The sequence below is a fragment of the Microbacterium sp. UBA3486 genome (assembly GCF_002377845.1).
GTDB classification, from domain to species: domain Bacteria; phylum Actinomycetota; class Actinomycetes; order Actinomycetales; family Microbacteriaceae; genus Microbacterium; species Microbacterium maritypicum_A.
Genome location: NZ_DFQP01000098.1, coordinates 17,468 through 38,369 on the forward strand (window position 1 = coordinate 17,468; position 20,902 = coordinate 38,369).

The following is a 20,902-nucleotide window of genomic DNA, read 5'->3' on the forward strand; positions in this document are numbered from 1 at the left end:
AGCAACAGAAGGAAAACCGATGAAGGAACAGAAGAAGATCGCGGTCGCCGGTGCGACCGGTTCCCAGGGCGGTGGCGTCGTGGACGCCATTCTCGCCGACCCCGAGCAGCGATTCGCTGTCCGCGCGCTCACGCGCGACCCGTCGTCCCCGGCCGCACGCGCGCTCGCCGCACGCGGAGTGGAGGTGGTGCAGGCCGACTTCGCCGACGAGCCGAGCGTGGTCGCCGCACTCACCGGCGTCGATGGCGCGTTCCTGGTGACGAACTTCTGGGCGCACGGATCCGCCGCCCGGGAGCTCGAGGAGATCGCGACGCTCGCCCGAGCCGCCGCCACGAGCGGCGTCGGCCACGTGGTGTGGTCGACGCTGGAGGACACGCGCGATCTGCTGCCCCTGGAAGATCCGCGAATGCCTGTGCTGCAGGATCACTACAACGTGCCGCACTTCGACGCGAAGGGCGAGGGCAACGCCTTCTTCGCCGCGGCAGGAGTGCCGACAACCTACCTGAACACGGCATTCTTCTTCCAGAACCTCGCGGCCTCCGCGATGGGGGCGCGTCGAGAGGATGACGGTGTGCTGACGCTGACGCTTCCGCTCGAGGACGGGAAGCGGATGTCGGCGGTCGACGTCTCGGACATCGGACGGACCGCGTTCGCGATCCTGGCCGCGGGCGACGAGTACATCGGCCGGACGGTCGGGTTGGCGGGGGACCACCTGACGGGAGCCGAGTACGCGTCCGTGTTGAGCGACGTGCTCGGGGAACCCGTGCGATTCCGGTCGATCGCGTACGACGACGCGCGCAGGTCGGGCGCTCCCGGCAGTGACGAGTTCGGCAACATGTTCCAGTACTACGGCGATTTCGACGCCGAGTTCACCGGGGCGCGCGACCTGACGTCACTGCGGAAGATCGTTCCCGGGCTCAAGGACTTCCGCACGTGGGCTCAGGAGAACGTCGCGCTGCTGACGGCCGAGTAGACGATGAGCGAACACACGGTGACCGTCTCGACGGCTCGGGAGCTGCTGGCCGCCGTCAGCGCAGGTGTCGAGGACATCGAGGTGCGCGGGAGCATCGTCGGGGCGCCGGGATTCACCCTCGCGCCCGGTGTGAGTCTTCGCGGAGGGACCCTGCAGTTCGGGGCCAGGGGTGTGCGGCTGACCTCGGACAACACGCTCGAGGACATCTCGATCCTGACGGCTGATGAGGAGGCGGCGATCCTCAACGACACCGGGGTGACCGATCTCGGCACCCTCACGCTGCGCAACGTCACCACGCGGGGGCAGATCGTCATCCTGGCGGAGGACCGTGTGCGTGGCGGGCACGTGCAGGCCGAGAACGTGCGGGTGCTCACCGCCGACCTGCGTGGACGGTTCCACCGTCCGCACGGGTTCGGCGTGGACGTCCTGCAAGGAGGCTTCACGCTGTGGAACCGGCAGGCGGATCCCGAGGTGGAGCTGACGGCGGAACTGCTCGAGATCTCTGCGGGGACGGAGGCCGAGCCGGTGTACGGAAGCGGGATCTTCGTCGGGGGACACGGAGGCCGGGACGGGCGCGGTGCGGGCGGAACCGTGCACGTCACCCGACTGCGCACCGGAGAGGTGCACACCGACGGGGCGATCCCGGCGGGGACGCCGGATCTGATCTCGGCCGGGGTGTTCGTGCTCAGCGGGGCGACGGTCGACGCGGTGCGCACCGCGGGGGCCGTCACGACGTACGGACCGAACGACATGGTGCTCGACAACTGGGGATCGGTGGGCACCTGGATCGCCACGGGAGAGGTCGCGTCGCACGGGCCGAGCGGTATCGGGGTCGTGAACTTCGGCGATATCGACACCCTCGACGTGCGCGCGCCGATCGTCACGACGGGGAGGGGCGCCCGGGGCTTCAACCTCTACGACGGCACGTTGCGGGCGGCGAGGTTCCAGAGCATCCGCACGACGGGCGACGGGTCGATCGGCATCCAGATCAGCAGGCCGATGGAGAGGCTTGCGGTGGATGGCGATGTCACGACGAGCGGCGGTGAGGGGCTGAGCCTCGTCAAAGGCGTGCAGATGACGCTCCCGGCGATCGCGCTGAGCGTGACGGGGACCGGATCCGTCGACGCGCTCCGCATCGGCGGACGGCTCGTCACCGCGGGGGCTAACGTGGTCACACTGGAAGTGGGGGGACGTGTGGGCGAGGTGTCGATAGCCGGTGGCGTCCGCGCCACGGGAGCGGGCTCGAGGGCCGTGTCGCTGCTCGACAGTGCGGACATCGACATCGCGGACATCGACATCGCGGACATCGACCTCGCGGACATCGACCTCCGATCATCCGGCCCGAGGGGATGAGGCGCCGTGGGGGATGAGGCGGGCGTCCGCATCGAGGACTACGCGCTGCTGAGCAACTGCCGCACGGCGGCGCTGGTGTCGTGTGCGGGCAGCATCGACTGGCTGTGCCTGCCGCGGCTGGACTCGGCATCGACGTTCGCGGCGATCCTCGGCGACGAGTCCCACGGGCGGTGGCTGCTGCATCCGACCGACCCCGCTGCGACGAGCACGCGACGCTACGACCGGGAGACCTTCGTGCTGGTCACCCGATGGGAGAGCGGCGATGCGGTCGCCGAGGTGCACGACTTCATGCCGATGGGACTCGATCCCGATGCGGCGATCCGGCGGACCGATCTGGTCCGCCGGATCGTGGGAGTGTGCGGCTCCATGGTCTTCGAGCAGCGGCTGAGCATCCGCTTCGACTACGCCAGGGTGATGCCCTGGGTGCGCCAGGTCGGGCCGGAAGGAGACCCATGTCTGGTCGCGATGGGGGGCCCGGATGCCCTCGCCCTGCGCGGTGCACCGCTGAAGCCGATCGACCATCAGCACCGGGGTGAGCTGGCGGTCGACGCCGGAGAGGTGCGTGACCTGCAGCTGACGTGGTTCCCCTCGCACCTCGACCTCCCCCATGCGCTCGACGTGCAGAACGAGCTGGACGCCACGAAGGCCTGGTGGCAGGACTGGGCCGATCGGATCTCGCACGACGGCCCGCACCGGGACGAGGTGGTCCGGTCGCTGCTGATCATGCGGGCACTCACCAACCACGAGACGGGCGGGATCGCCGCCGCGGCGACCATGGCCCTGCCGGAGGAGATCGGGGGCGTGCGCAACTGGGACTACCGCTACGTCTGGCTGCGCGATGCCGCCCTCACCCTCGAAGCGCTGCTCGCCCACGGGTTCCTCGGGGTGGCGGGGCAGTGGCGGGAATGGCTGCTGCGGGCCGTCGCCGGGGACCCTGCCGACCTCCAGATCATGTACGGCCCGGCGGGGGAGAGAGATCTCGCGGAGCGCGTGCTGACGAATCTCCCGGGATACGAGGGATCCGCACCGGTGCGGATCGGCAACGGTGCGGCGGACCAGTATCAGGCCGACGTCGTGGGCGAGGTGCTGGTGACGCTGTCGGCCGCGCGGGCGGCTGGACTCAACGAGTCGGGCTTCTCCTGGCCGCTGGAGCGCGAGTTGGTCCGATTCGCCTCCGAGCAGATCGAGCGCCCGGATCAGGGACTGTGGGAGATCCGGGGTGAGCCCCGTCTCTTCACGCACTCACGGGTGATGATGTGGGCGGCGTTCGATCGCGCGGTGCGCGCGGTCGAGGAGCACGGACTCGAAGGCCCCGTGGAGCGCTGGCGCGGGCTGCGGGATCGGATGCGCGAGGAGATCGATCGCGGCGGTGTCGTCGACGGTCACTTCGTGCAGCACTACGCGACCATCGAGGTTGACGCCTCGCTGCTCCTCCTTCCGCAGGTGGGGTACTGCCGGCCGGATGATCCCCGGATGCTGGCGACGGTCGCACGCATCGAGCAGACGCTGATGTCCGACGGACTCGTGCGTCGGTATCGCACCGGCACGGGGGTCGACGGACTCTCGGGCTCGGAAGGTGCTTTCCTGGCGTGCTCGTTCTGGCTGGTCGAGCAGTACGCGTTGACGGGGCGGCGTGCGGATGCGCATGCCCTCATGGAGCGGTTGTGCGGGCTCGCGAACGACGTGGGGATGCTGTCGGAGGAGTATGACCCGGTGGCGGGGCGGCAACTCGGCAACACTCCGCAGGCCTTCTCGCACCTCGCGCTCGTGCGTGCAGCGGATGCGCTGGCCCTGGCGGATCTCGGCTCCGCAGAGGAGAGGTCGCGCTGAGGGGGCGGTCCCTCGGCGTCTTCTCACCCGAGCGCGCAGTTCCTAGGATGTGGACATGACGGAACCGATCAAGCGGCGGGACCCTCTGGTCCCGCGCCGACGGTTCTCCGTCAACGCGGCTCTCGACGACGTCTTCTTCGTGTTCGCCGGTCTCGCCGCGATCTGGCTCGCGTATCTCATCATCACGGAGGCGTTCTCGTGGGGCTGGTGGGCCATCGGGTTCGCGGTGGCGTTCTGGCTGATCCTCGCCTACCTCGTGCTGCCGAGACTGCACTCCATCCTCACGCGCATCTACGTGCCCAGCTACTTCATCGGGCGGGCGCGAACGAGCGACGGCCTGCTCGGAGACCCGGTGAACCTCGCCGTCCTCGGCACCGAGGAGCAGCTCACCCGGTGCATGGCCGAGGCCGGGTGGACACGCGCCGATGACATCACGGCCGTGTCGACCTGGCGCATCGTGTCGTCGACCATGCTCAGGCGCAGCTACGACGAGGCCCCGGTCAGCCCGCTCTTCCTGTTCGGGAGACGGCAGGATCTCGCCTATCAGCAGGAGGTCGAGGGCAACCCGGCCAAGCGGCACCATGTCAGATTCTGGCGCTGCCCTGACGGCTGGATGCTGCCAGGTGGGCACCGTGTCGACTGGGTGGCCGCCGGCACGTTCGACCGTGCGGTCGGGTTCTCGCTGTTCACCCTCCAGATCACCCACAAGATCGATGCGGACATCGACATCGAACGCGATCACATCGTCCGCACTCTTCGCGAGGCGCACACCGGGGTGCGCATCGTCATCATCCGTGACTTCTCCACGGGATACCACTCCCGAAACGGCGGGGGCGACAGCATCCACACCGATGGCGATCTGCCCGTGGTCGATCTCCGCCGCGTGGTGCAGGCGCGGTCGGCGGATGCCGCGGAGGAGGCCGTCGAGGAGGCGCCGGTCACCGAGCTGCGGGGTCTGTCGTGAAGCGTCCTCTGGCCACCGGCCTCGGCGCGGTGCTGATGTCGCTCCGGGTGATCTGGGGGTTCGTCTCGATCCTCGTCTACGTGCTGAACTGGACAGCGATCAGGGAGGAGATCTTCTCCACCGGCGACGGAACCGTGCTGGTTCCGCCGGATGTCGCCGACGTCCTCCTCATCGTCGGGTTCAGCGCGCTCGGCGTCTGGTACCTGTTCTACGGTGTGCTCGCCGGCCTGGTGTTCGCCGGGTCGAACTGGGCCCGCATCGTGGCGATGAGCTTCGCCTCGCTCAGCATCATCGTCGTCTTCCTCGACTGGTGGAACGCCGGCATCCCCGTCACGTTCCGCACCTCGCTCGCGAGCGTCGCGCTCGACATCCTCGTGCTGCTCGCCCTGTCGGCGCAGAGCGCCCGGAGCTTCGCCCGGCGCAACGACCCCCGCTTCATCAGCACCGGTGAGCCACTCGGGTGAGGCCGTCGGGTCAGAGCCACTTCTTGTACTTGAACACCCCGAACAGGCCGACGGCGAACGCGACCATCGCGCCGATGGCCATCGGGTAGCCGAAGGCCCAGTGCAGCTCGGGCATCACGTCGAAGTTCATCCCGTACACCGTGCCGACCAGCGTCGGGGCGAAGATGATCGCCGCCCAGGAGGAGATCTTCTTGATCTCGTCGTTCTGCGCGAGCCCGGCTTCGGTCTGGCGGCGTGCGACCAGCGCGGAGTGCACGGTGAGCGCGTTCTCGAGGATCGCCCGGAACGAGTCGATCTTCTCGTTGACGCGGATCGTGTGGTCGAGCACGTCGCGCAGCGAACGCTGCAGCTCCTCGTCGATGCGGTACTTCGCCGATCCCCGACGCAGCCACTCCAGCATCCCGTTCAGCGGGTGCACGGCGCGCTGGAAGTTGATGACCTCGCGGGACAGCTCGTAGATGCGGCGGGAGAGCGCGCTGTCGTCGTCGCCGTCGCCGAAGAGCTGGTCCTCGATCTCGTCGATGTCGTTCAGCAGACCCGCCACGATCGGCTCGTAGCCGTCGACGACCTCATCGAGGATCGCGTAGAGCACGGCCTCGGGCCCCATCGCGAGCAATTCGGGGTTCGCCTCCATGCGTGCGCGCACGGCGGCGAGGTTGGGCGACTCGGCGTGCCGGATCGTCACCACGAAGTCGGGGCCGACGAACAGGTGCAGCTCGCCGAACTCGATCGATTCCTGCTCGTCGCGGTAGCGAGCCGGACGCAGCACCGCGAACAGGGTGTCGCCGTAGCGCTCCACCTTCGAGCGCTGGTGCCCCGAGAGCGCATCCTCGACGGCGAGGGGATGCAGGTCGAACTCGCGCGCGACGGACGCCACCTCTTCGGGGCTGGGCCGGTACAGGCCGATCCAGGCGATGCCACCGGCGGCATCCAGCATCCGGTAGGTCTCGTCCAGGTTCTTGGGGGTCTCCACGCGACGTCCGTGGACGTACACGCCGTTGTCGATGAGCGCCATGATGCGGCTCCGTTCTCGCAGGTGCACGGCAGCAGAGAGCTCCGTGCTCGGGTTCGTCAGGGGGCGGATGACGCCGCCGACGGCTGCGGAGAAGGACGTGCGAAAGCGGACCGGAAGGTCAACGCGCTAGCGCAGGGAGTCGCGACGCAGCGAAGGCGGCGTCGTAACTATCACCGGACATCGCCATCACCGCCTTTCGGGACTCTTCGGGGTCGGGCGACCCAACACGTCAGCATACTCCTGTCTGCTGTGAGGCTTCCTGGCCGCGCTGCTGCCCCGATCAGAGCAGTATTCTGCTTAGCGAGAGGTGGAGTAGCACGTTACCTGCTAGTAGCATCGGACCTCGAAGCGATGCGGAGAGTCCGGCGTCGCCCCTTTCCGCATCGATCCGTCCGTTCCCGGCGCAGCCTCTTCGTGCGCCCGGTGTGTGCGGACGATGCGCCGCACGAAGGAGACTCCATGTCCGCTGCCCTCAGTCATCCTCGAGCCCGCGGTCTGTGGGGTGGGATCGCCGCCGTGCTGATGGTGTCGGCCGGGCTCGTCGGGGCCTCCATCGCCACCGCACCCGCCGCTCAGGCGGCGCCGGTCCTGCAGTGCACGGGGTCGACGGTCTACGTCACCAACCAGGGTGCGGGCGACGGCGACCTCTGGCAGATCGATGCGACGACGGGGACGGCGACCGCGCTGATCGACCTTCCCGGTGACAACGTCGTCAATCAGCTGGGCATCGCGCCGGGAGGGGGGAACTTCCTGTTCACCAAGGCGGGGACCGTGTACGACTACACGCTCGCGACCGACTCCTTCGACTCCACACCGGCCCAGGTGCTCGCGGGCTACTCGGCCGTCGGTGGAGCGGTGAGCCCGACGAGCGGGCTCTATTACTACGGGGGCATCGGCGCCGGCGGCACCGAGTACCAGATCGCCGTCTACGACCCCGTGACGAACACGAATCGGGGCGTCGCCTCGACGATCCGTCTGCCCGAGGGCGTCGCGCTCACCAACAGCGACTTCGCGTTCGACACCCTCGGTCAGATGTACATCGTGGGCAGCACGCCGACCGGTGGTGCGCTGATCCGCGTCGACGGCTCGATCCCCTCGACGGGGTCGAACTCCGCACTCGCCTCGTCGCTGCTCACGACGATCGAGCCCGTCGCCGGTGTGACCTATGCCGCCATCGCCTTCGGCGGGACGGGCGAGGTGTACATCGGAGGAGGCGCGGGACCGATCCTCCGGGTGAACGCCACCACCGGGGCATTGGTCGGGAACGTGCCGGTCTCGGGGGCCGTCGCCTCGAACATGACGGACTTCGCGACCTGTGGCGCGCCGCCGACCATGACGGTGCAGAAGAACGTGGCGGGGCGGGTGCAGCCCACCGATCAGTTCGCCCTCTCGATCACCGGCGGCGGCATCGTGCCGGGGCCAGGCAGCATCGGGGTCACCGAGGGTGCGGAGCCCGGGCTGCAGACGCAGTCGCCGGCCGAGACCGCCGGATCGGTGATCGTGCAGCCGAACACCACCTACGACTTCGGCGAGACCGCCGCGGGAACGACGAATCTCGCGGACTACGGTTCCCGCTGGGAGTGCGTCGATGCGCAGGGACCCGCGGGGGCCACGATCGGCTCCGGCACCGGTCCGTCGGGGAGCGTCACTATTCCGCAGATCGCCGGCGTCGCCGTGGTCTGCACCGTGTTCAACGCCCCGCTCGTGCCCGGGATGAGCCTCGACAAGAGGGTCAGCGGAGTCGTCGACGCCAATGGAAACGGCTACAGCGATGTGGGCGACCGGATCACGTGGGAGTTCGAGCTCACCAACACCGGCGAGACTCCGCTCACGGGACTCACGATCGACGACGACAGGCTCGCTGCTGCAGGTATCGGCATCACCTGCGATCCGGACGCGCTCGCCCCGACGGAGTCGGTGGTGTGCACGGCGGACCGGCCCTATACGATCACGGCGGCCGATCTCACCGCGGGCGCGGTGGTCAACACGGCGACGGGGGCAGGCACGCCCCCGGGCAAGCCCCCGGTCATCACCCCTCCGGACACCACGGAGACACCGGTCGGCGGCTACACCGTGACCAAGGAGTCGGACCCCCGGTCTGGCAGCTCGGTGGCGGCGGGTTCCGTCATCACCTACACGCTCACGGTGACCCAACGCGGCCTGGCGGCCGTTCCCGGAGCGGTGCTCGAGGATGATCTCGCCGAGGTGCTGGACGACGCCGCCTACAACGGTGATGCCTCCGCTTCTGCCGGTGCCGCATCCTTCGACGTGGCCGCGAGGACGCTCTCGTGGAGAGGCGACCTGGCAGCGGGCGACGTGGTCACGATCACGTATTCGGTGACCGTGGGAACGCGCGGTGACGGTGACCTCGTCAACACGGTCACCAGCCCGGGGTGCAGCACCGCCTGCACGACCACGCACGACCGGGTCCCGCCCCCCGCTGCAGGCCTCGCGACCACGGGAGGCGGAGTCGCGATCGGCGGCATCGTGGGCGCCGTGCTGGTCATCGCCGTCGGTGCAGGGCTCGTCCTCCGCGGGCGCCGTGGGGCTCGCCACGACGTGAGCTGATCTGAACGGACACGTGAGCTGAGGCGGGCCGAGGCGGGAGCGTCGAGGAAGGCCGGTCGGGAGCGCTCCGACCGGCCGTTCCCTCGAGTGGCGGGAACCGAGGAGCGTCAGAGGGCGATGACCGCGCCGCCGCGGGCGGCGGAGGCCTGCGCGGCCGTGGCGATCTCGACCGTGCGGATGCCCACGCCGGCGTCGGGCTGCGGTTGGCGCCCCTCGCTCACGGCGCGCACGAACTCGTCGAGCAGCAGCGCGTCGAGGTCGGCGCCGACCGGGCTCCAGGTCTCGCCGTGCGCATCGTGCCCGGCGACCCCCTTGGCGAAGGGACTGACCGTGACCGTTCCGCGCTCGGCGACGACCTGCAGGGTGAGTCCACCCCAGGTGGCCGAGCTCATCGGCCAGCTCCAGGAGCAGTCGATCGTGGCGATGACCCCGCTCGGATACCGGATGGTCACGAGTCCGCCGGTCTCGACGTCGAGTTCGCTCTGCGCGTGCAGGATGCTGTTGGACACGGCGCGGACCGACTGGGCGCGCTCACCCAGCAGCTCGTCGAGCAGGTCGGCGCAGTGCACGACGTGGTCGACCAGTGCGCCGCCTCCGGCCAGCTCCGGATCGGTGAACCAGGCGCGATCCTGAGGCAGCTTGCCGTTGTTGATGCCGGTGACGCCGAGAATCGTGCCGAGACGGCCGCTGCGCAGCTCGGCGATCGCCTCGCGCACGCTCGGCGCGAACCGCACCGGGTAGGCGACCATCAGGATCACGCCGGCGCGGTCGCACGCCTCGCGCATCGCGATCGCGTCGGCGACCGTCGTGGCCAGCGGCTTCTCGCAGAGCACGTGCACCCCGGCCGCGGCCGCGCGCTCGACGAGGGCACGATGCCGGGAGTTCTCGGCGGCGATCACGACCGCATCCGGTTTCCAGGCGAAGGCTTCGTCGTAGGTCTCGACGTAGGCGACGCCCAGCTCGGACGCGAGGTCTGCGCCGCGAGGGGCGTCGTCGGGAGCCGAAGCGCCGTCGGGGTCCGCCGCGATCAGCTCCACTCCCGGCATCGTCTGCAGCGCGTGCACATAACTGAGGGCATGCGTGTGCGCGAACGAGAGCACGGCGATGCGCAGCGGGGCGGAAGCGGTCATCGGGCGGCCTCCTCGGCATCGGGCGCGAAATGTTCAGGAGCGCGGTGTTCGGACAGCGCCACGGGGGCGCCGGAAGCGATCGACGCGTATGCGGCCTCGGCGACGGCGACCGCCTCGATGCCGTCCGCAGGGCTGACCCTCGCCTCCCGCCCCTCGCGCAGCGCGGCGACGAAGTCGGCGATCTCGGCGTAGTACGGACTCTCCTGCGGAGACATCGGCGGCAGGTAGTCGGCGTCGCCCGCGGGGAGCACGGCGTCGGTGCGCAGCGCATGGTCCTCGGCGCTGTCGTAGCGGAGGCGCCCCTCGGAGCCCGACACCTCGACGCTCGTGCGGAACGGCATGCCCGGAGCGACCCAGCTGCCGTGGATGTGGCTGATGACGCCGCTGCGGTGCGTGAGCACCACGTGCGACGTGACGGGGGCGGGAACGCGGTCGTCGATCGTCGGCGGGTTCTGCACTGCGTAGACGCTCGCGACGGGACCGGCGAACCAGACGGCCTGGTCGATGTCGTGGATCATCAGGTCGCGGATGACGCCCCCGCCCGCGCGTTCGGAGAAGAACCACGGCGTCTGCGGGGCGGAGCCGGCACGGCTGAACCGCTGCACGGCGAGCGTGCCGATGCGACCGGCGTCGATGCCGGCCTTGATCTGGGCGTATTCGCCCATGTACCGCACGACGTGGGCCGGGAAGAGCCGTACCCCGGCCTCTTCGGCGGATCGGGCCACGGTCGCCGCGGCTTCGGCCGTCGCCGCGAGCGGCTTCTCGCAGATCACGTCGAGTCCCCGGGCGATGGCGCGCTGCGCGAAGTCGGCGTGGGTGCTGCTGGGGGTCACGATGTCGACGATGTCGACCAGCCCGATGAGGGTGTCGACGTCGGGTACGAGCTCGAATCCGTACTCCTCGGCGATCTCCTCCGCTCCGACGAGAGAGGTGACGTACCCCTCCGCCCCGAGCGCCCGCCAGGCGTCGGCATGCACGCGGGAGATGCCGCCCGCGCCGATGAGTCCGACCTTCAACGTGCTCACTGCTTCTCCTCGGTTGTGTCGATGACGGTGTCTTCCGCCCCCACCGGTTCGAGCGGCCGCGGGGTGATGGGCGGCGCCGGCATGTCCTCGATGCCGTAGATCTCGGCGGCGTGCCGTTGGAACGCGTGCACGACGGCTCCGTGCGCGGCGGCTTCGGCGCCCAGCCGTGCTTCGGCGATCGGCACCTGGAAGGGCAGGCCCAGGTGGCCGGGCAGGGCCGCTCGGAGCGGATCGAGCAGCTGCTCGTGCGCGGCGGAGAGCCCGCCGCCGATCACGATCATGGCGGGGTCGACCGTCATGGTCAGGGTGGCGATGCCGTGCGCGAGCTCGTCGATGAAGGCGTCGAGCTCCTGCTGCGCGGCGTGATCGCCCCCTCGGACCAGAGCGAACACCTCGGCGGCGGTCGGGGCGGTGCGCCACGTGATCTGGCCCGTCTCGGTGTTCAGCCCGCGGAAGGCGAGGCGGCCGATGTCGCCCGCGGCGTTGTGGATGCCGCGGCGCGGTCGTCCGCCGAGGATCAGTCCCATCGCGATCCGGTTGCCGACGGACAGGTAGATCACGTCGTCGACGAGTTGCGCGACCCCGAGATGGTGCTCGGCGACGGCCGCGAGCCGCACCCCGTTGTCGACCGCGACGGGGCAGCCGAACGCGTGCCGCAGCTGCGAGCCGATGTCGATGCCCGACCATTCCGGGATCACGACCGAGGTGGTCACGCGTCCCGCATCGTCGACGATGCCGGGGAGCGAGACCCCGACCGCTCGTACCTTCGATGCGGGGATCGACACGACCGAGAGGGTGCGGCGCACGTCGTCGATCACGGCCGCGAGCTTGGCTGCGCCGTCGAGCTGCTCGGCCACACCGGAGTAGCTGCGCTGCGCGATCACGACCCCTGACAGATCGGCGAGCACGACGCGAACGCTCGCGACACCGATGTCGACGCCCACGACGGTCCCGCCGGCACCGTGGAACGAATAGCGACGGGCGGGGCGACCGGCACCGCCGCCGTTCTGGGCGGGGGCGTCGACGATCAGGCCCGAGTCGGCCAGCACGGTCACCGCGTTCTCGACCGACGTGCGCGAGATCTCGAGCGAGCGGGACAGATCGTTCACGGTCGCAGGCCCCGAGTCGCGCAGCTGCAGAGCGGATCGCGCGACGATCGAGAGCGGGCTGTTCACGGCCATGTGCGGTCCCTTCCTCATCTCCGTCGTCGGGTGCGATCAAATTAGCACACCCAATTCTCAGATCAAGCTTTGATGTTCTCGAACGGGAAACACGGCGGAAACATGGCTCTGAGAACTTGTACTTGACGAATTATCCCATTGCAGTGTCATAATGAACCGTACTCAGCACGGTATAAGCAAAGGAGCACCATGCGCGTCAGCAAGATCACCGGCGTCGTCGCGGGAATCGCGGCCGCCACCCTGTTGGCCGGATGTTCGGCCGGCGGAGGCAACACCGCAGAGGGAGAGCAGGACATCACCGTCTGGCTCTACCCGGTCATCGCCGACGAGGCGGTGCACAAGGACTTCTGGGACTCGACGATCGCCGACTTCGAGAAGCAGAACGAGAACATCAACGTGAAGTACGAGATCTTCCCGTGGGCGAACCGCGACGAGGCTCTCCAGACCGCGATCGCGGCCGGCAAGGGGCCCGACGTGGTCTACCTGATCCCCGACCAGCTCGCGGCGTACCAGAAGTCGATCGCCCCGCTCAACGACCTGCTGAGCACGGAGCGTCAGGACGACCTGCTGCCCAACGTGAAGAAGTCGGTCACGCTCGACGGCGACATCCTCGGAGCCCCGATCCTCACCAGCGCGCAGCCGCTCATCTGCAACGCCGCCGCGTTCGAGGCCGCGGGCGTCACCGAGTACCCCGAGACCTGGGACGACGTCACCGCGATGGCCCCCCGGTTCACCGAGAAGGGCATGTACGCCCTGAACTACCCGGCATCCGCGGAGAACACCCTCAACCTCACCTACTACCCGCTGCTGTGGCAGGCCGGTGGCGAGGTCTACACGAAGGACGGCGACGTCGGCTTCGACAGCAAGGAAGGCGTGCAGGCGCTCACCTTCCTCACCGACCTGGCCGAGGCGGGTGCTCTCGACCCCGAGGCGCTCACCACCAACGTCCCGCTCGAGCAGACCGCCGTCGCCCAGGGCAAGGTCGCGTGCACGTGGAACAACGCGGTCAACGAGGTCGTGCCCTTCTGGGGCGAGGAGAACGTCAAGGTCATGGCGCCGCTGACCGAGAAGGAGTCCGTGGCCTACGGCACGGTCGGATCGCTCTCGGTGCTCAAGGGCTCCAAGGCGCAGGACGCGGCGGCGAAGTTCGTCGAGTACGCCACCGGCGCCGACGTCGTCGAACCGTACCTCAAGGCCGCCGGCTACTTCTCCGCACTCAGCACCACCGAGCCGCTGTACGCGGACGACCCGCTGCTCGGCGAGGTCGAGAAGTATGTTCCCGACACCACGGTCGGCGAGCTCAACGCCTCGTCCCGTGCGCTGATGGGCGTGCTCGCGCCGGAGATCCAGGCAGCGCTCCTCGGCGACAAGTCGCCGGAGGACGCGTTGAAGGATGCCGCGACCGCCGCGGCGCCGCTGGTCAAGAAGTAACACCTCGGGGGCGTGCGGAGCCCGAACTCCGCACGCCCCCGCACCCCTTCACTCCCCCCACGTGAGGTACCACTGATGACGACGGCAACCACGGCGAAGAAGCCCGCAGGGCGGGTCACGCGGGTGCTCGCACGACGAGAGGCGCGGATCGCGTTCCTGTTCGTGCTCCCCGCCTTCCTTCTGTTCATCGCCTTCCGCTTCGGCCCGAGCATCGCCGGAGTCGCGCTGAGCTTCTTCGACTACGACATCACCGGTGAGATCTCGTGGCGGGGTCTCGACCACTTCCAGCGCATGATCGCCGACCCGCTGTTCTGGCGGGCGATGGGCACCACGCTCATCTACACGGTGTGCGCAGTGCCGATCGCGCTGGTGCTCTCGACCGTGATGGCCCTCGGCGTGCGTCGGGCGTTCCGCGGCGCACGCTTCTTCCGCTCGATCTTCTTCCTCCCCGTCATCACCTCGCTCGTGCTGGCCGGGTCGATCTTCGTCTGGATCTTCTCCGCGAACGGACCCTGGTCGGCGCTGATGGCGCCCCTCGGTCTCGGCGGATCCTGGCTCGGCAGCACCGTCCTGGTGATCCCCGCGATCGTCGTCGTCGGCGTCTGGTCGCGATTCGGCTACGGGATGATGATCCTCATCGCCGCGCTGCAGGACGTGCCGCGCGAGCTCGAAGAGGCGGCGCTGATGGACGGCGCCAACGCCTGGCAGCGCTTCCGCTACGTGATCCTCCCGGTGCTGCGGCCGACGTTCTTCTTCCTGGCGGTGATCGAGACGACCGCCGCGTTCCAGGTGTTCGACGTCATCTACGTGATGACCCAGGGCGGGCCGGCGAACGCCAGCTACTCGCTCGTCTACATGCTCTACGACCAGGGCTTCCGCTACTTCGACTACGGCTACGCGGCCGCGATCGGTGTGGCCCTGTTCGTCATGACCCTCGTCGTCGCGCTCATCCAGCGCCTGGTGATCGGAAAGCAGAAATGACCGCTCTGTTGCAGCCGCCGACCCAGACCCCGGCGACGCCGCCGAAGACGTCGACGAGGCAGCGCCGCGCCTACCGCGCGCTGCAGCCGACCGGCTGGGGGATCGTGGGGCGATGGATCTGGCTGAGCCTGGCCGGCATCCTCAGCTTCTTCCCCTTCTACGCGATGGTCGTGCTGAGCCTGAAGCCCGGCATGGTCGTCGAGCTCCCGGGTTCCCTGCTGCCTTTCCAGGACATCTCGTTCGACGCCTACGAGCAGGTGCTCGCCGGGCAGAACATCCTCGGCTGGCTCGGCAACACCCTCATCTACTCGCTCGTCTCGGTCGTCGCGGTGCTGTTCCTCTCGGCGCTCGCCGGCTACGCGTTCGCCAAGAAGCGCTTCCGCGGCAAGGAGGTGATGTTCTGGTCGTTCCTCGCGATGGTGATGGTGCCGTTCCATGTCACCCTCATCCCGACGTTCATCCTGATGGCGAACCTCGGTGGCGTCGACACGTACTGGGGCCTGATCCTGCCGTCACTCGCGAACGCACAGGCCGTGTTCCTGATGCGGCAGTTCATCCAGGGGCTGCCCGACGAGCTGTTCGAGGCCGCACGCATCGACGGCGCCGGGGAGTTCCGCATCTTCCTGCGGATCGTGCTGCCGCTGTGCAAGCCGATCCTGGCGACGCTCGGCATCTTCGTCTTCCTGTGGCACTGGAACGACTTCCTGTGGCCGCTCATCATCGCGAAGTCCAACGCGATGTTCACACTCACCGTCGGCATCTCGTCGCTGCAGCAACAGAACGTGCCGCTGAGCACCATGCTCGCCGGATCCGTCGTGGCACTGCTGCCCATCTTCCTCGCGTACCTCATCGCTCAGCGGTACGTGCAGGAGGGCGTGGCCGGTACGGGCATCAAGGGCTGAGAAGAAGGGAAAGCACCACATGACTCAGCACCAGTTCACTTCCGAGGCGGAACTCGAGGAGGCGCTCGCCACACCGAGCGCCGCGCTGATCGCCGATCTCGCACGCGGTGCGGGCGACCTCGTGATCCTCGGCGCCGGCGGCAAGATGGGCCCGACCCTGGCGATGCTCGCGCGCCGCGGGATGGATGCCGCCGGACGCCAGGGCGACACGGTCTACGCCGTCTCCCGCTTCGGAGACGCCGCGATCCGCGAGCGCCTGGAGAGCGCCGGGGTGAAGGTCGTCCCGTTCGACCTGATCGAGAACGACGACTTCGCATCCCTCCCGGATGCCCCGAACGTGGTGTTCATGGTCGGTGCGAAGTTCGGCGCCGCGACCAACGCGTCGTGGGCGTGGGAGGTCAACGCCGCGCTGCCCGACCGCGTCGCCCGCCGCTACCGCGACAGCGCGATCTCGGTGCTCTCGACCGGCAACGTCTACCCGTTCCTTCCTGCGGCTTCGGGTGGAGCGTCTGAGGAGGTGCAGCCCGCACCCATCGGCGAGTATGCGCAGTCGTGCCTCGGACGCGAGCGGGTGTTCGAGTTCGGTGCCCAGGAGCGCGGCACCAGGGTCGCGATCATCCGCCTGAACTACGCCGTCGACCTGCGCTACGGCGTGCTCGCCGACATCGGCAGCGCCGTGCACGCCGGGCAGCCCGTGTCGGTCGCCACCGCCAACGTCAACGTGATCTGGCAGGGTTACGCGAACGAGGTCGTGCTGCGCAGCCTCGTGCACGCCTCGACCGACCCCTTCACGATCAACCTCACCGGCCCGGAGCTGCTGAGCGTGGAATCGATCGCCCGTCGCTTCGGCACCCTGTTCGACCGCGAGGTCGAGATCGTCGACGAGCCGCAGCCCACCGCGCTGCTCAGCGACGCCCGCCGGTGCATGGCGCTGTTCGGATACCCGGCGGTCTCCGCCGAGACCCTGATCGGCCTGCAGGCCGACTGGATCGAGAAGGAGCTGCCGATGATCGCCAAGCCGACCAAGTGGGCCGTGCGGGACGGGAAGTTCTGATGGCCGTTCCCCCTCTGCGCCCGGAGGCCGCGGCGACCCTCGCCCGTGGCGCCGTGATCCCGGCGCATCCGCTCGCCCTCACCGCCGAGCGACGCATCGACGAACGCCGTCAGCGCGCGCTCACCCGCTACTACCTCGACGCCGGAGCCGGAGGCATCGCGGTCGGGGTGCACACGACCCAGTTCGAGATCCGCGATCCGGAGCACGCCCTGTTCGAACCGGTCCTCGCGCTCGCCGCGGAGGAGCTGGATGCCCGCGCGGATGCCGACGTGGTGCGCATCGCCGGTGTCGCCGGTGGCACGGCCCAGGCGGTCACCGAAGCCGAGCTCGCCCGCGACCTGGGCTACGACGCCGTGCTCGTGAGCCCGCGCGTCGCCGGTGCCGACGAGCGGGCTCTGCTCGAACGCGCCCGCGCGGTGGGCGAGGTGCTGCCGGTGGTCGGCTTCTACCTGCAGACGGCGATCGGCGGGCCTGTGCTCGATCGCGACTTCTGGCGCGAGTTCGCCTCGATCCCGGCCGTCGTCGCCGTCAAGGCCGCTCCCTTCGACCGCTACCGCACGCTGGAGCTGGTGCGCGGGGTCGCCGCCTCCGGCCGTGCCGACGAGATCGCTCTCTACACCGGCAACGACGACGCGATCGTGGCCGACCTGCTCTCCGAGTTCCACGTGGATTCGCCGACCGGTCCGCGCACCCTCCGGTTCGTCGGTGGCCTGCTCGGCCAGTGGGCCGTGGGCACGCGTGCCGCCGTCTCGCTGCTCGAACGCGCGCAGCGGGCGATGGGGGGAGACGAAGACGCCTACCGCGAGCTGGGCCTCATCGCCTCCGACATGGTCGACGTGAACCAGGCGGTGTTCGATCCGGGCAACGACTTCCACGGCGTCATCGCCGGCGTGCACGAGATGCTCCGCCAGCAGGGGCTGCTCGATGGCACCTGGTGCCTCGACCCCGCCGAGGGTCTCTCGCCGGGGCAGGCGGAGGAGATCGCCCGGGTGCGTCTCGCGTATCCCGATCTGAACGACGACGCCTTCATCGCCGAGAACCTCGAGACCTGGTTGAGGTGAGTGTTGAGGTGAGTGTCGAGATGAGCGTGGGCATGAGTGCGCCGACCGTGGTCGCGGTCGTCTCGGAGGAGCTCTTCACGGAGTTCTTCTCCGACGCGGATGCCGAACGCCTGCGTGCGGTCGCCGCGGGTCTGGGCGGCGGGTTCGCACGGGTCGATCGACTCGCAGAGGCAGAGCTCGGCGCCGCACGCATCGTCATCACGAGCTGGGGCGTCGGCCCCTTCGACGCGGCCGTGCTCGCGGCGCTGCCGAAGCTCGAACTGATCGCACACACCGGTGCGACGATCAAGCCCTTCGCGACCGATGAGCTGTTCGACCGCGGTGTCGTCGTGACCCAGGCGGGTGCGGGCATGGCGCGGCCGGTCGCCGAGGTGTCGCTCACGTTCACGCTCGCCCTGCTGCACCGGGTGCCCGAGATGCACAACGCCCTGCGCGCCGGCGACGGCTGGTACGACGCGGATGCCGTGGGCGTGCAGCGCGAGATCCTCGGCACCCCCATCGCGGTGATCGGGGCGTCCCGCACCGGGCGGGCCTACCTCGAACTGATCCGGGTGCTCGGCGCCGAGCCGCTGTTGGTCGACCCGACGATCGATGCGGAGGCGGCCACCGCTCTCGGAGCCGCACTCGTCCCGCTCGACGAGGCACTCCAGCGTGCCCAGATCGTCGCGGTGCATGCCCCCACCCTGCCCGAGACCCACCACCTGATCGGTCGGCGGGAGCTCGCGCTGATGCCCCACGGCGCGGGGCTCGTGAACACCGCGCGCTCCTGGATCGTCGATGAGGCGGCGCTGATCGACGAGCTGCAGCGGGGACGGCTGAGCGCCGCGATCGACGTGTTCGACGAGGAGCCGCTTGCCGCGGACAGCCCGTTCCGCGCGCTTCCCGGAGTGCTGGTCACCCCGCACCGAGCCGCCGGGACGACCCAGGGACGACGGCGTCAGGGGCGGATCGTCGCCGACGAGGTCGAGGCCTTCGCCGCGGGGCGTCTCCTCGCGCACGCCGTCTCCCGCGACCAGCTGTCGTCGATGGCATGACCGGCACCCCGCTGCGTGTGGCCTTCGCCGGACTCGCGCACTCGCACCCCTACAGCGACGCCGCGAACGTTCGCGCGCTCGGTGCCGAAGTCGTCGGGGTGCACGATGCGGATGCGGGGGCGGCCGAGGAGTTTGCCCTGCGTTTCGGTGGCGCGGCGGTGGCCTCGCTCGATCTGTTGACGGCGCTGCGTCCCGACCTGGTCATCGCGACACCGCGCCCGCACGATGTCCGGGGCTTTCTGCACCTGCTCGGCAGCCGAGACGCTCCGGTGTTCGTGAACAAGGTGATCGCCCCCACCGGGGCTCGACTCGCCGAGATCGACCGCGTGCTGACGGCATCGTCGGCCCCCGTCGGCACGAGCTCCGTCCTGCGCTTCGCTCCGGCGCTCGTCGCGCTGGCCGGGCAGATCGGGGGCGAGGATGTGCTCGCGCTCCGCGTGCACGCACAGCACGACAATGCCGCCTTCCAACTGCCGGACCGGGCGTGGCAGGACGACCCGCGGCGCGGTGGCGGTACGGCCGTGACGGTCGGGGTGCACGCCTGGGAGATGGTCGATGTGCTGCTGCCCGGGGCGGCTCTCGTCTCGGGATCCGGCTGGACGCGCACGCGCCCCGGATCGACGACCGCGTCGGAGGATGCTGCGGGCATCGAGGGTCTGCTGCAGGTTCCCGGCGCGGAGCGCGAAGTGCCGGTGCAGGTGCTCGTCACGGGGACGCCGGGCGCGGATGCGTACCGAGCGGAGGCGGTGACGGCCGCCGGTATCCGTTCGGTCTCGCTCGACGTGGACGGCGATCAGGACGCGGGGGGCGATCAGGGTGAGGGGCCGAACGAGACGCTGGGGTTCCGTGACCTGATCCACGCGTTGCTCGATGCGGCACCGCGCGGGGCGACCGTGGCTCCCTGGGGCGAGTCGCGGGTGGTCGTGGCGAACACGATCCGCGCGGCCGAGATCGCCCGGAGCGACGCATGAGTGCACCGATCATCCGTGCGGCTCGGGCCGAGGATCAGACCGCGCTCACCGCGCTGTGGGCGCAGGCGTTCACGCCGCCGCTCGCCCCCGACCAGTGGCTCATCGATCAGGAGCGGCTCGCGCACACACTCGTCGCCGAGGACGATGACGGCCTGTGCGGTTCGATCTACGGTCTGCCCAAGCAGCTGCGCGAGTCCGATGGCGTCGCCGAGGTGCACGCGATCGGCAGCGTCGCGGTGGCCGAGCGGGCGCGAGGACAGGGCCTCGCCCGTCGACTCGTGGCGGCGACCCTGCAGACCGGCGGCGACGCCGACTGGGCATTGCTGTTCACCGGCACCCCGGAGGTGTATCGGTCCAGCGGCTTCGACACCTTCTCCATGGCGCGCACTCTGGCCGGCTCCTGGACGGCACCCGTGTCGGCCGGGACCGATGCGCGAGTCGAGCGCGCGACCGTCGGACTCGGGAGCTTCCGCCCACTGTGCGAGGTCTACGAGTGCTCACGTGCGGGCAGGGTCGTGCTCGCCCCGGTGCGTGGTGACCGCGACAGGGCGATGGCGGAGGTGCGGATGCGGGGTGCGACGCTGTACTGCCGGACCGAGGGGTCGACGGTGCTCGGCTACGCGGTCGCCGAGCGTCGCGGCGGGATCGGCACGCTCCTGGAGAGCGCTGTGCTCCCGGGAATGGACGGCGACGAGGTGCGCGATGAGCTGCTCTCCGCCATCGCCGTCGACTGGCACTCCGCCGGGGTGACATCGTGCGAGCTCGCCGTTCCCGCCCTGCCGGAGGAGGATCGCGCGCTCCGCGCCTTTGCCCCCGAGGCTGTGCGGCAGGACGACCGCACCGGGATGATCCGTGCGCTGCGGCGTGCGCCGCGGCTCGACGGCATCCGCCATTTCACGGCGGGCGACTACTTCTGAGCGCCTCGCTCGGAAAAGCGCTGGGGACGGGGGATCGATCGGATGATG

General features: G+C 69.5%; 18 protein-coding genes. 14 read left to right on the forward strand and 4 right to left on the reverse strand.

Annotated elements, in window-relative coordinates; translation table 11 throughout:
• Positions 1-19: 19 nt before the first annotated feature.
• The 5 genes from B2869_RS15010 to B2869_RS15030 are packed head-to-tail and all read left to right on the forward strand — an operon-like array spanning position 20 to position 5,584.
• Complete coding sequence (locus B2869_RS15010) at positions 20-973, forward strand: NmrA/HSCARG family protein (protein WP_292768250.1); 954 nt, start codon at positions 20-22, stop codon at positions 971-973.
• A gap of 3 nt (positions 974-976) precedes the next feature.
• On the forward strand, positions 977-2,326 hold the full coding sequence (locus B2869_RS15015; RefSeq protein WP_292768253.1) for a hypothetical protein: 1,350 nt from the start codon (positions 977-979) through the stop codon (positions 2,324-2,326).
• A gap of 6 nt (positions 2,327-2,332) precedes the next feature.
• Positions 2,333-4,156 carry a glycoside hydrolase family 15 protein gene (locus B2869_RS15020; protein WP_292768256.1) on the forward strand — a complete coding sequence of 608 codons (1,824 nt, stop codon included), beginning with the start codon at positions 2,333-2,335 and terminating at the stop codon, positions 4,154-4,156.
• Between the two features lie 55 nt (positions 4,157-4,211).
• Positions 4,212-5,120 carry an LssY C-terminal domain-containing protein gene (locus B2869_RS15025; RefSeq protein WP_051667880.1) on the forward strand — a complete coding sequence of 303 codons (909 nt, stop codon included), beginning with the start codon at positions 4,212-4,214 and terminating at the stop codon, positions 5,118-5,120.
• The gene (locus tag B2869_RS15030) at positions 5,117-5,584 is read left to right on the forward strand and encodes a hypothetical protein (RefSeq protein ID WP_292768260.1); all 468 of its coding nucleotides are present in this window, start codon (positions 5,117-5,119) and stop codon (positions 5,582-5,584) included. The genes B2869_RS15025 and B2869_RS15030 overlap by 4 nt, the downstream gene beginning before the upstream one ends.
• A gap of 10 nt (positions 5,585-5,594) precedes the next feature.
• Here B2869_RS15030 and B2869_RS15035 read toward each other — a convergent pair whose 3' ends face one another.
• Complete coding sequence (locus B2869_RS15035) at positions 5,595-6,599, reverse strand: magnesium and cobalt transport protein CorA (protein ID WP_029258864.1); 1,005 nt, start codon at positions 6,597-6,599, stop codon at positions 5,595-5,597.
• Between the two features lie 459 nt (positions 6,600-7,058).
• Between B2869_RS15035 and B2869_RS15040 the strand changes: the two genes are divergently transcribed.
• On the forward strand, positions 7,059-9,167 hold the full coding sequence (locus B2869_RS15040) for a DUF7507 domain-containing protein (protein ID WP_292768263.1): 2,109 nt from the start codon (positions 7,059-7,061) through the stop codon (positions 9,165-9,167).
• 107 nt (positions 9,168-9,274) lie between these two features.
• On the opposite strand, the gene B2869_RS15045 is transcribed toward B2869_RS15040, so the two are convergent.
• Genes B2869_RS15045 through B2869_RS15055 form a run of 3 tightly spaced genes read right to left on the reverse strand, consistent with a single transcriptional unit; the run spans position 9,275 to position 12,503 of the window.
• Positions 9,275-10,297: a Gfo/Idh/MocA family protein gene (locus B2869_RS15045; RefSeq protein ID WP_292768266.1), complete on the reverse strand. Its 1,023-nt coding sequence runs from the start codon at positions 10,295-10,297 to the stop codon at positions 9,275-9,277.
• A complete protein-coding gene (locus B2869_RS15050) occupies positions 10,294-11,322 on the reverse strand; it encodes a Gfo/Idh/MocA family protein (RefSeq protein WP_029258868.1) in 1,029 nt (342 codons plus the stop codon). Before B2869_RS15050 ends, B2869_RS15045 begins: the two co-directional genes overlap by 4 nt.
• Positions 11,319-12,503, reverse strand: a complete 1,185-nt coding sequence (locus B2869_RS15055) for an ROK family transcriptional regulator (protein ID WP_292768270.1) — start codon at positions 12,501-12,503, stop codon at positions 11,319-11,321. The genes B2869_RS15050 and B2869_RS15055 overlap by 4 nt, the downstream gene beginning before the upstream one ends.
• 189 nt (positions 12,504-12,692) lie before the next feature.
• Between B2869_RS15055 and B2869_RS15060 the strand changes: the two genes are divergently transcribed.
• The 8 genes from B2869_RS15060 (at position 12,693) to B2869_RS15095 (ending at position 20,854) form a co-directional block, all read left to right on the forward strand.
• Complete coding sequence (locus B2869_RS15060; protein ID WP_021200217.1) at positions 12,693-13,934, forward strand: ABC transporter substrate-binding protein; 1,242 nt, start codon at positions 12,693-12,695, stop codon at positions 13,932-13,934.
• 75 nt (positions 13,935-14,009) lie between these two features.
• Positions 14,010-14,915: a carbohydrate ABC transporter permease gene (locus tag B2869_RS15065; protein ID WP_021200218.1), complete on the forward strand. Its 906-nt coding sequence runs from the start codon at positions 14,010-14,012 to the stop codon at positions 14,913-14,915.
• Positions 14,912-15,817, forward strand: coding sequence for a carbohydrate ABC transporter permease (locus tag B2869_RS15070; protein ID WP_292768275.1), 906 nt, complete (start codon positions 14,912-14,914; stop codon positions 15,815-15,817). Before B2869_RS15065 ends, B2869_RS15070 begins: the two co-directional genes overlap by 4 nt.
• A gap of 19 nt (positions 15,818-15,836) precedes the next feature.
• On the forward strand, positions 15,837-16,871 hold the full coding sequence (locus B2869_RS15075) for an NAD-dependent epimerase/dehydratase family protein (protein ID WP_021200220.1): 1,035 nt from the start codon (positions 15,837-15,839) through the stop codon (positions 16,869-16,871).
• Entirely contained in the window at positions 16,871-17,932 is a 1,062-nt protein-coding gene (locus tag B2869_RS15080) for a dihydrodipicolinate synthase family protein (RefSeq protein WP_292768280.1), read from the forward strand. The genes B2869_RS15075 and B2869_RS15080 overlap by 1 nt, the downstream gene beginning before the upstream one ends.
• Positions 17,933-17,964: 32 nt before the next feature.
• Positions 17,965-18,966: a hydroxyacid dehydrogenase gene (locus B2869_RS15085; RefSeq protein WP_292768283.1), complete on the forward strand. Its 1,002-nt coding sequence runs from the start codon at positions 17,965-17,967 to the stop codon at positions 18,964-18,966.
• Positions 18,963-19,937, forward strand: coding sequence for a hypothetical protein (locus B2869_RS15090; protein ID WP_292768286.1), 975 nt, complete (start codon positions 18,963-18,965; stop codon positions 19,935-19,937). The genes B2869_RS15085 and B2869_RS15090 overlap by 4 nt, the downstream gene beginning before the upstream one ends.
• Positions 19,934-20,854 carry a GNAT family N-acetyltransferase gene (locus B2869_RS15095; protein WP_021200224.1) on the forward strand — a complete coding sequence of 307 codons (921 nt, stop codon included), beginning with the start codon at positions 19,934-19,936 and terminating at the stop codon, positions 20,852-20,854. The genes B2869_RS15090 and B2869_RS15095 overlap by 4 nt, the downstream gene beginning before the upstream one ends.
• The last annotated feature ends 48 nt before the right edge of the window (positions 20,855-20,902 follow it).

What these genes read in the sequence shown, in the direction of transcription:
- B2869_RS15025 (WP_051667880.1), top strand. Translation starts at nt 4,212, where the DNA reads ATGACGGAACCGATCAAGCGGCGGGACCCTCTGGTCCCGCGCCGACGG.
- B2869_RS15060 (WP_021200217.1), top strand. Translation starts at nt 12,693, where the DNA reads ATGCGCGTCAGCAAGATCACCGGCGTCGTCGCGGGAATCGCGGCCGCC.
- B2869_RS15075 (WP_021200220.1), top strand. Translation starts at nt 15,837, where the DNA reads ATGACTCAGCACCAGTTCACTTCCGAGGCGGAACTCGAGGAGGCGCTC.
- B2869_RS15065 (WP_021200218.1), top strand. Translation starts at nt 14,010, where the DNA reads ATGACGACGGCAACCACGGCGAAGAAGCCCGCAGGGCGGGTCACGCGG.
- B2869_RS15035 (WP_029258864.1), bottom strand. Translation starts at nt 6,599, where the DNA reads ATGGCGCTCATCGACAACGGCGTGTACGTCCACGGACGTCGCGTGGAG.
- B2869_RS15045 (WP_292768266.1), bottom strand. Translation starts at nt 10,297, where the DNA reads ATGACCGCTTCCGCCCCGCTGCGCATCGCCGTGCTCTCGTTCGCGCAC.
- B2869_RS15010 (WP_292768250.1), top strand. Translation starts at nt 20, where the DNA reads ATGAAGGAACAGAAGAAGATCGCGGTCGCCGGTGCGACCGGTTCCCAG.
- B2869_RS15090 (WP_292768286.1), top strand. Translation starts at nt 18,963, where the DNA reads ATGACCGGCACCCCGCTGCGTGTGGCCTTCGCCGGACTCGCGCACTCG.
- B2869_RS15040 (WP_292768263.1), top strand. Translation starts at nt 7,059, where the DNA reads ATGTCCGCTGCCCTCAGTCATCCTCGAGCCCGCGGTCTGTGGGGTGGG.
- B2869_RS15015 (WP_292768253.1), top strand. Translation starts at nt 977, where the DNA reads ATGAGCGAACACACGGTGACCGTCTCGACGGCTCGGGAGCTGCTGGCC.
- B2869_RS15080 (WP_292768280.1), top strand. Translation starts at nt 16,871, where the DNA reads ATGGCCGTTCCCCCTCTGCGCCCGGAGGCCGCGGCGACCCTCGCCCGT.
- B2869_RS15070 (WP_292768275.1), top strand. Translation starts at nt 14,912, where the DNA reads ATGACCGCTCTGTTGCAGCCGCCGACCCAGACCCCGGCGACGCCGCCG.
- B2869_RS15095 (WP_021200224.1), top strand. Translation starts at nt 19,934, where the DNA reads ATGAGTGCACCGATCATCCGTGCGGCTCGGGCCGAGGATCAGACCGCG.
- B2869_RS15055 (WP_292768270.1), bottom strand. Translation starts at nt 12,503, where the DNA reads ATGGCCGTGAACAGCCCGCTCTCGATCGTCGCGCGATCCGCTCTGCAG.
- B2869_RS15085 (WP_292768283.1), top strand. Translation starts at nt 17,965, where the DNA reads ATGAGTGCGCCGACCGTGGTCGCGGTCGTCTCGGAGGAGCTCTTCACG.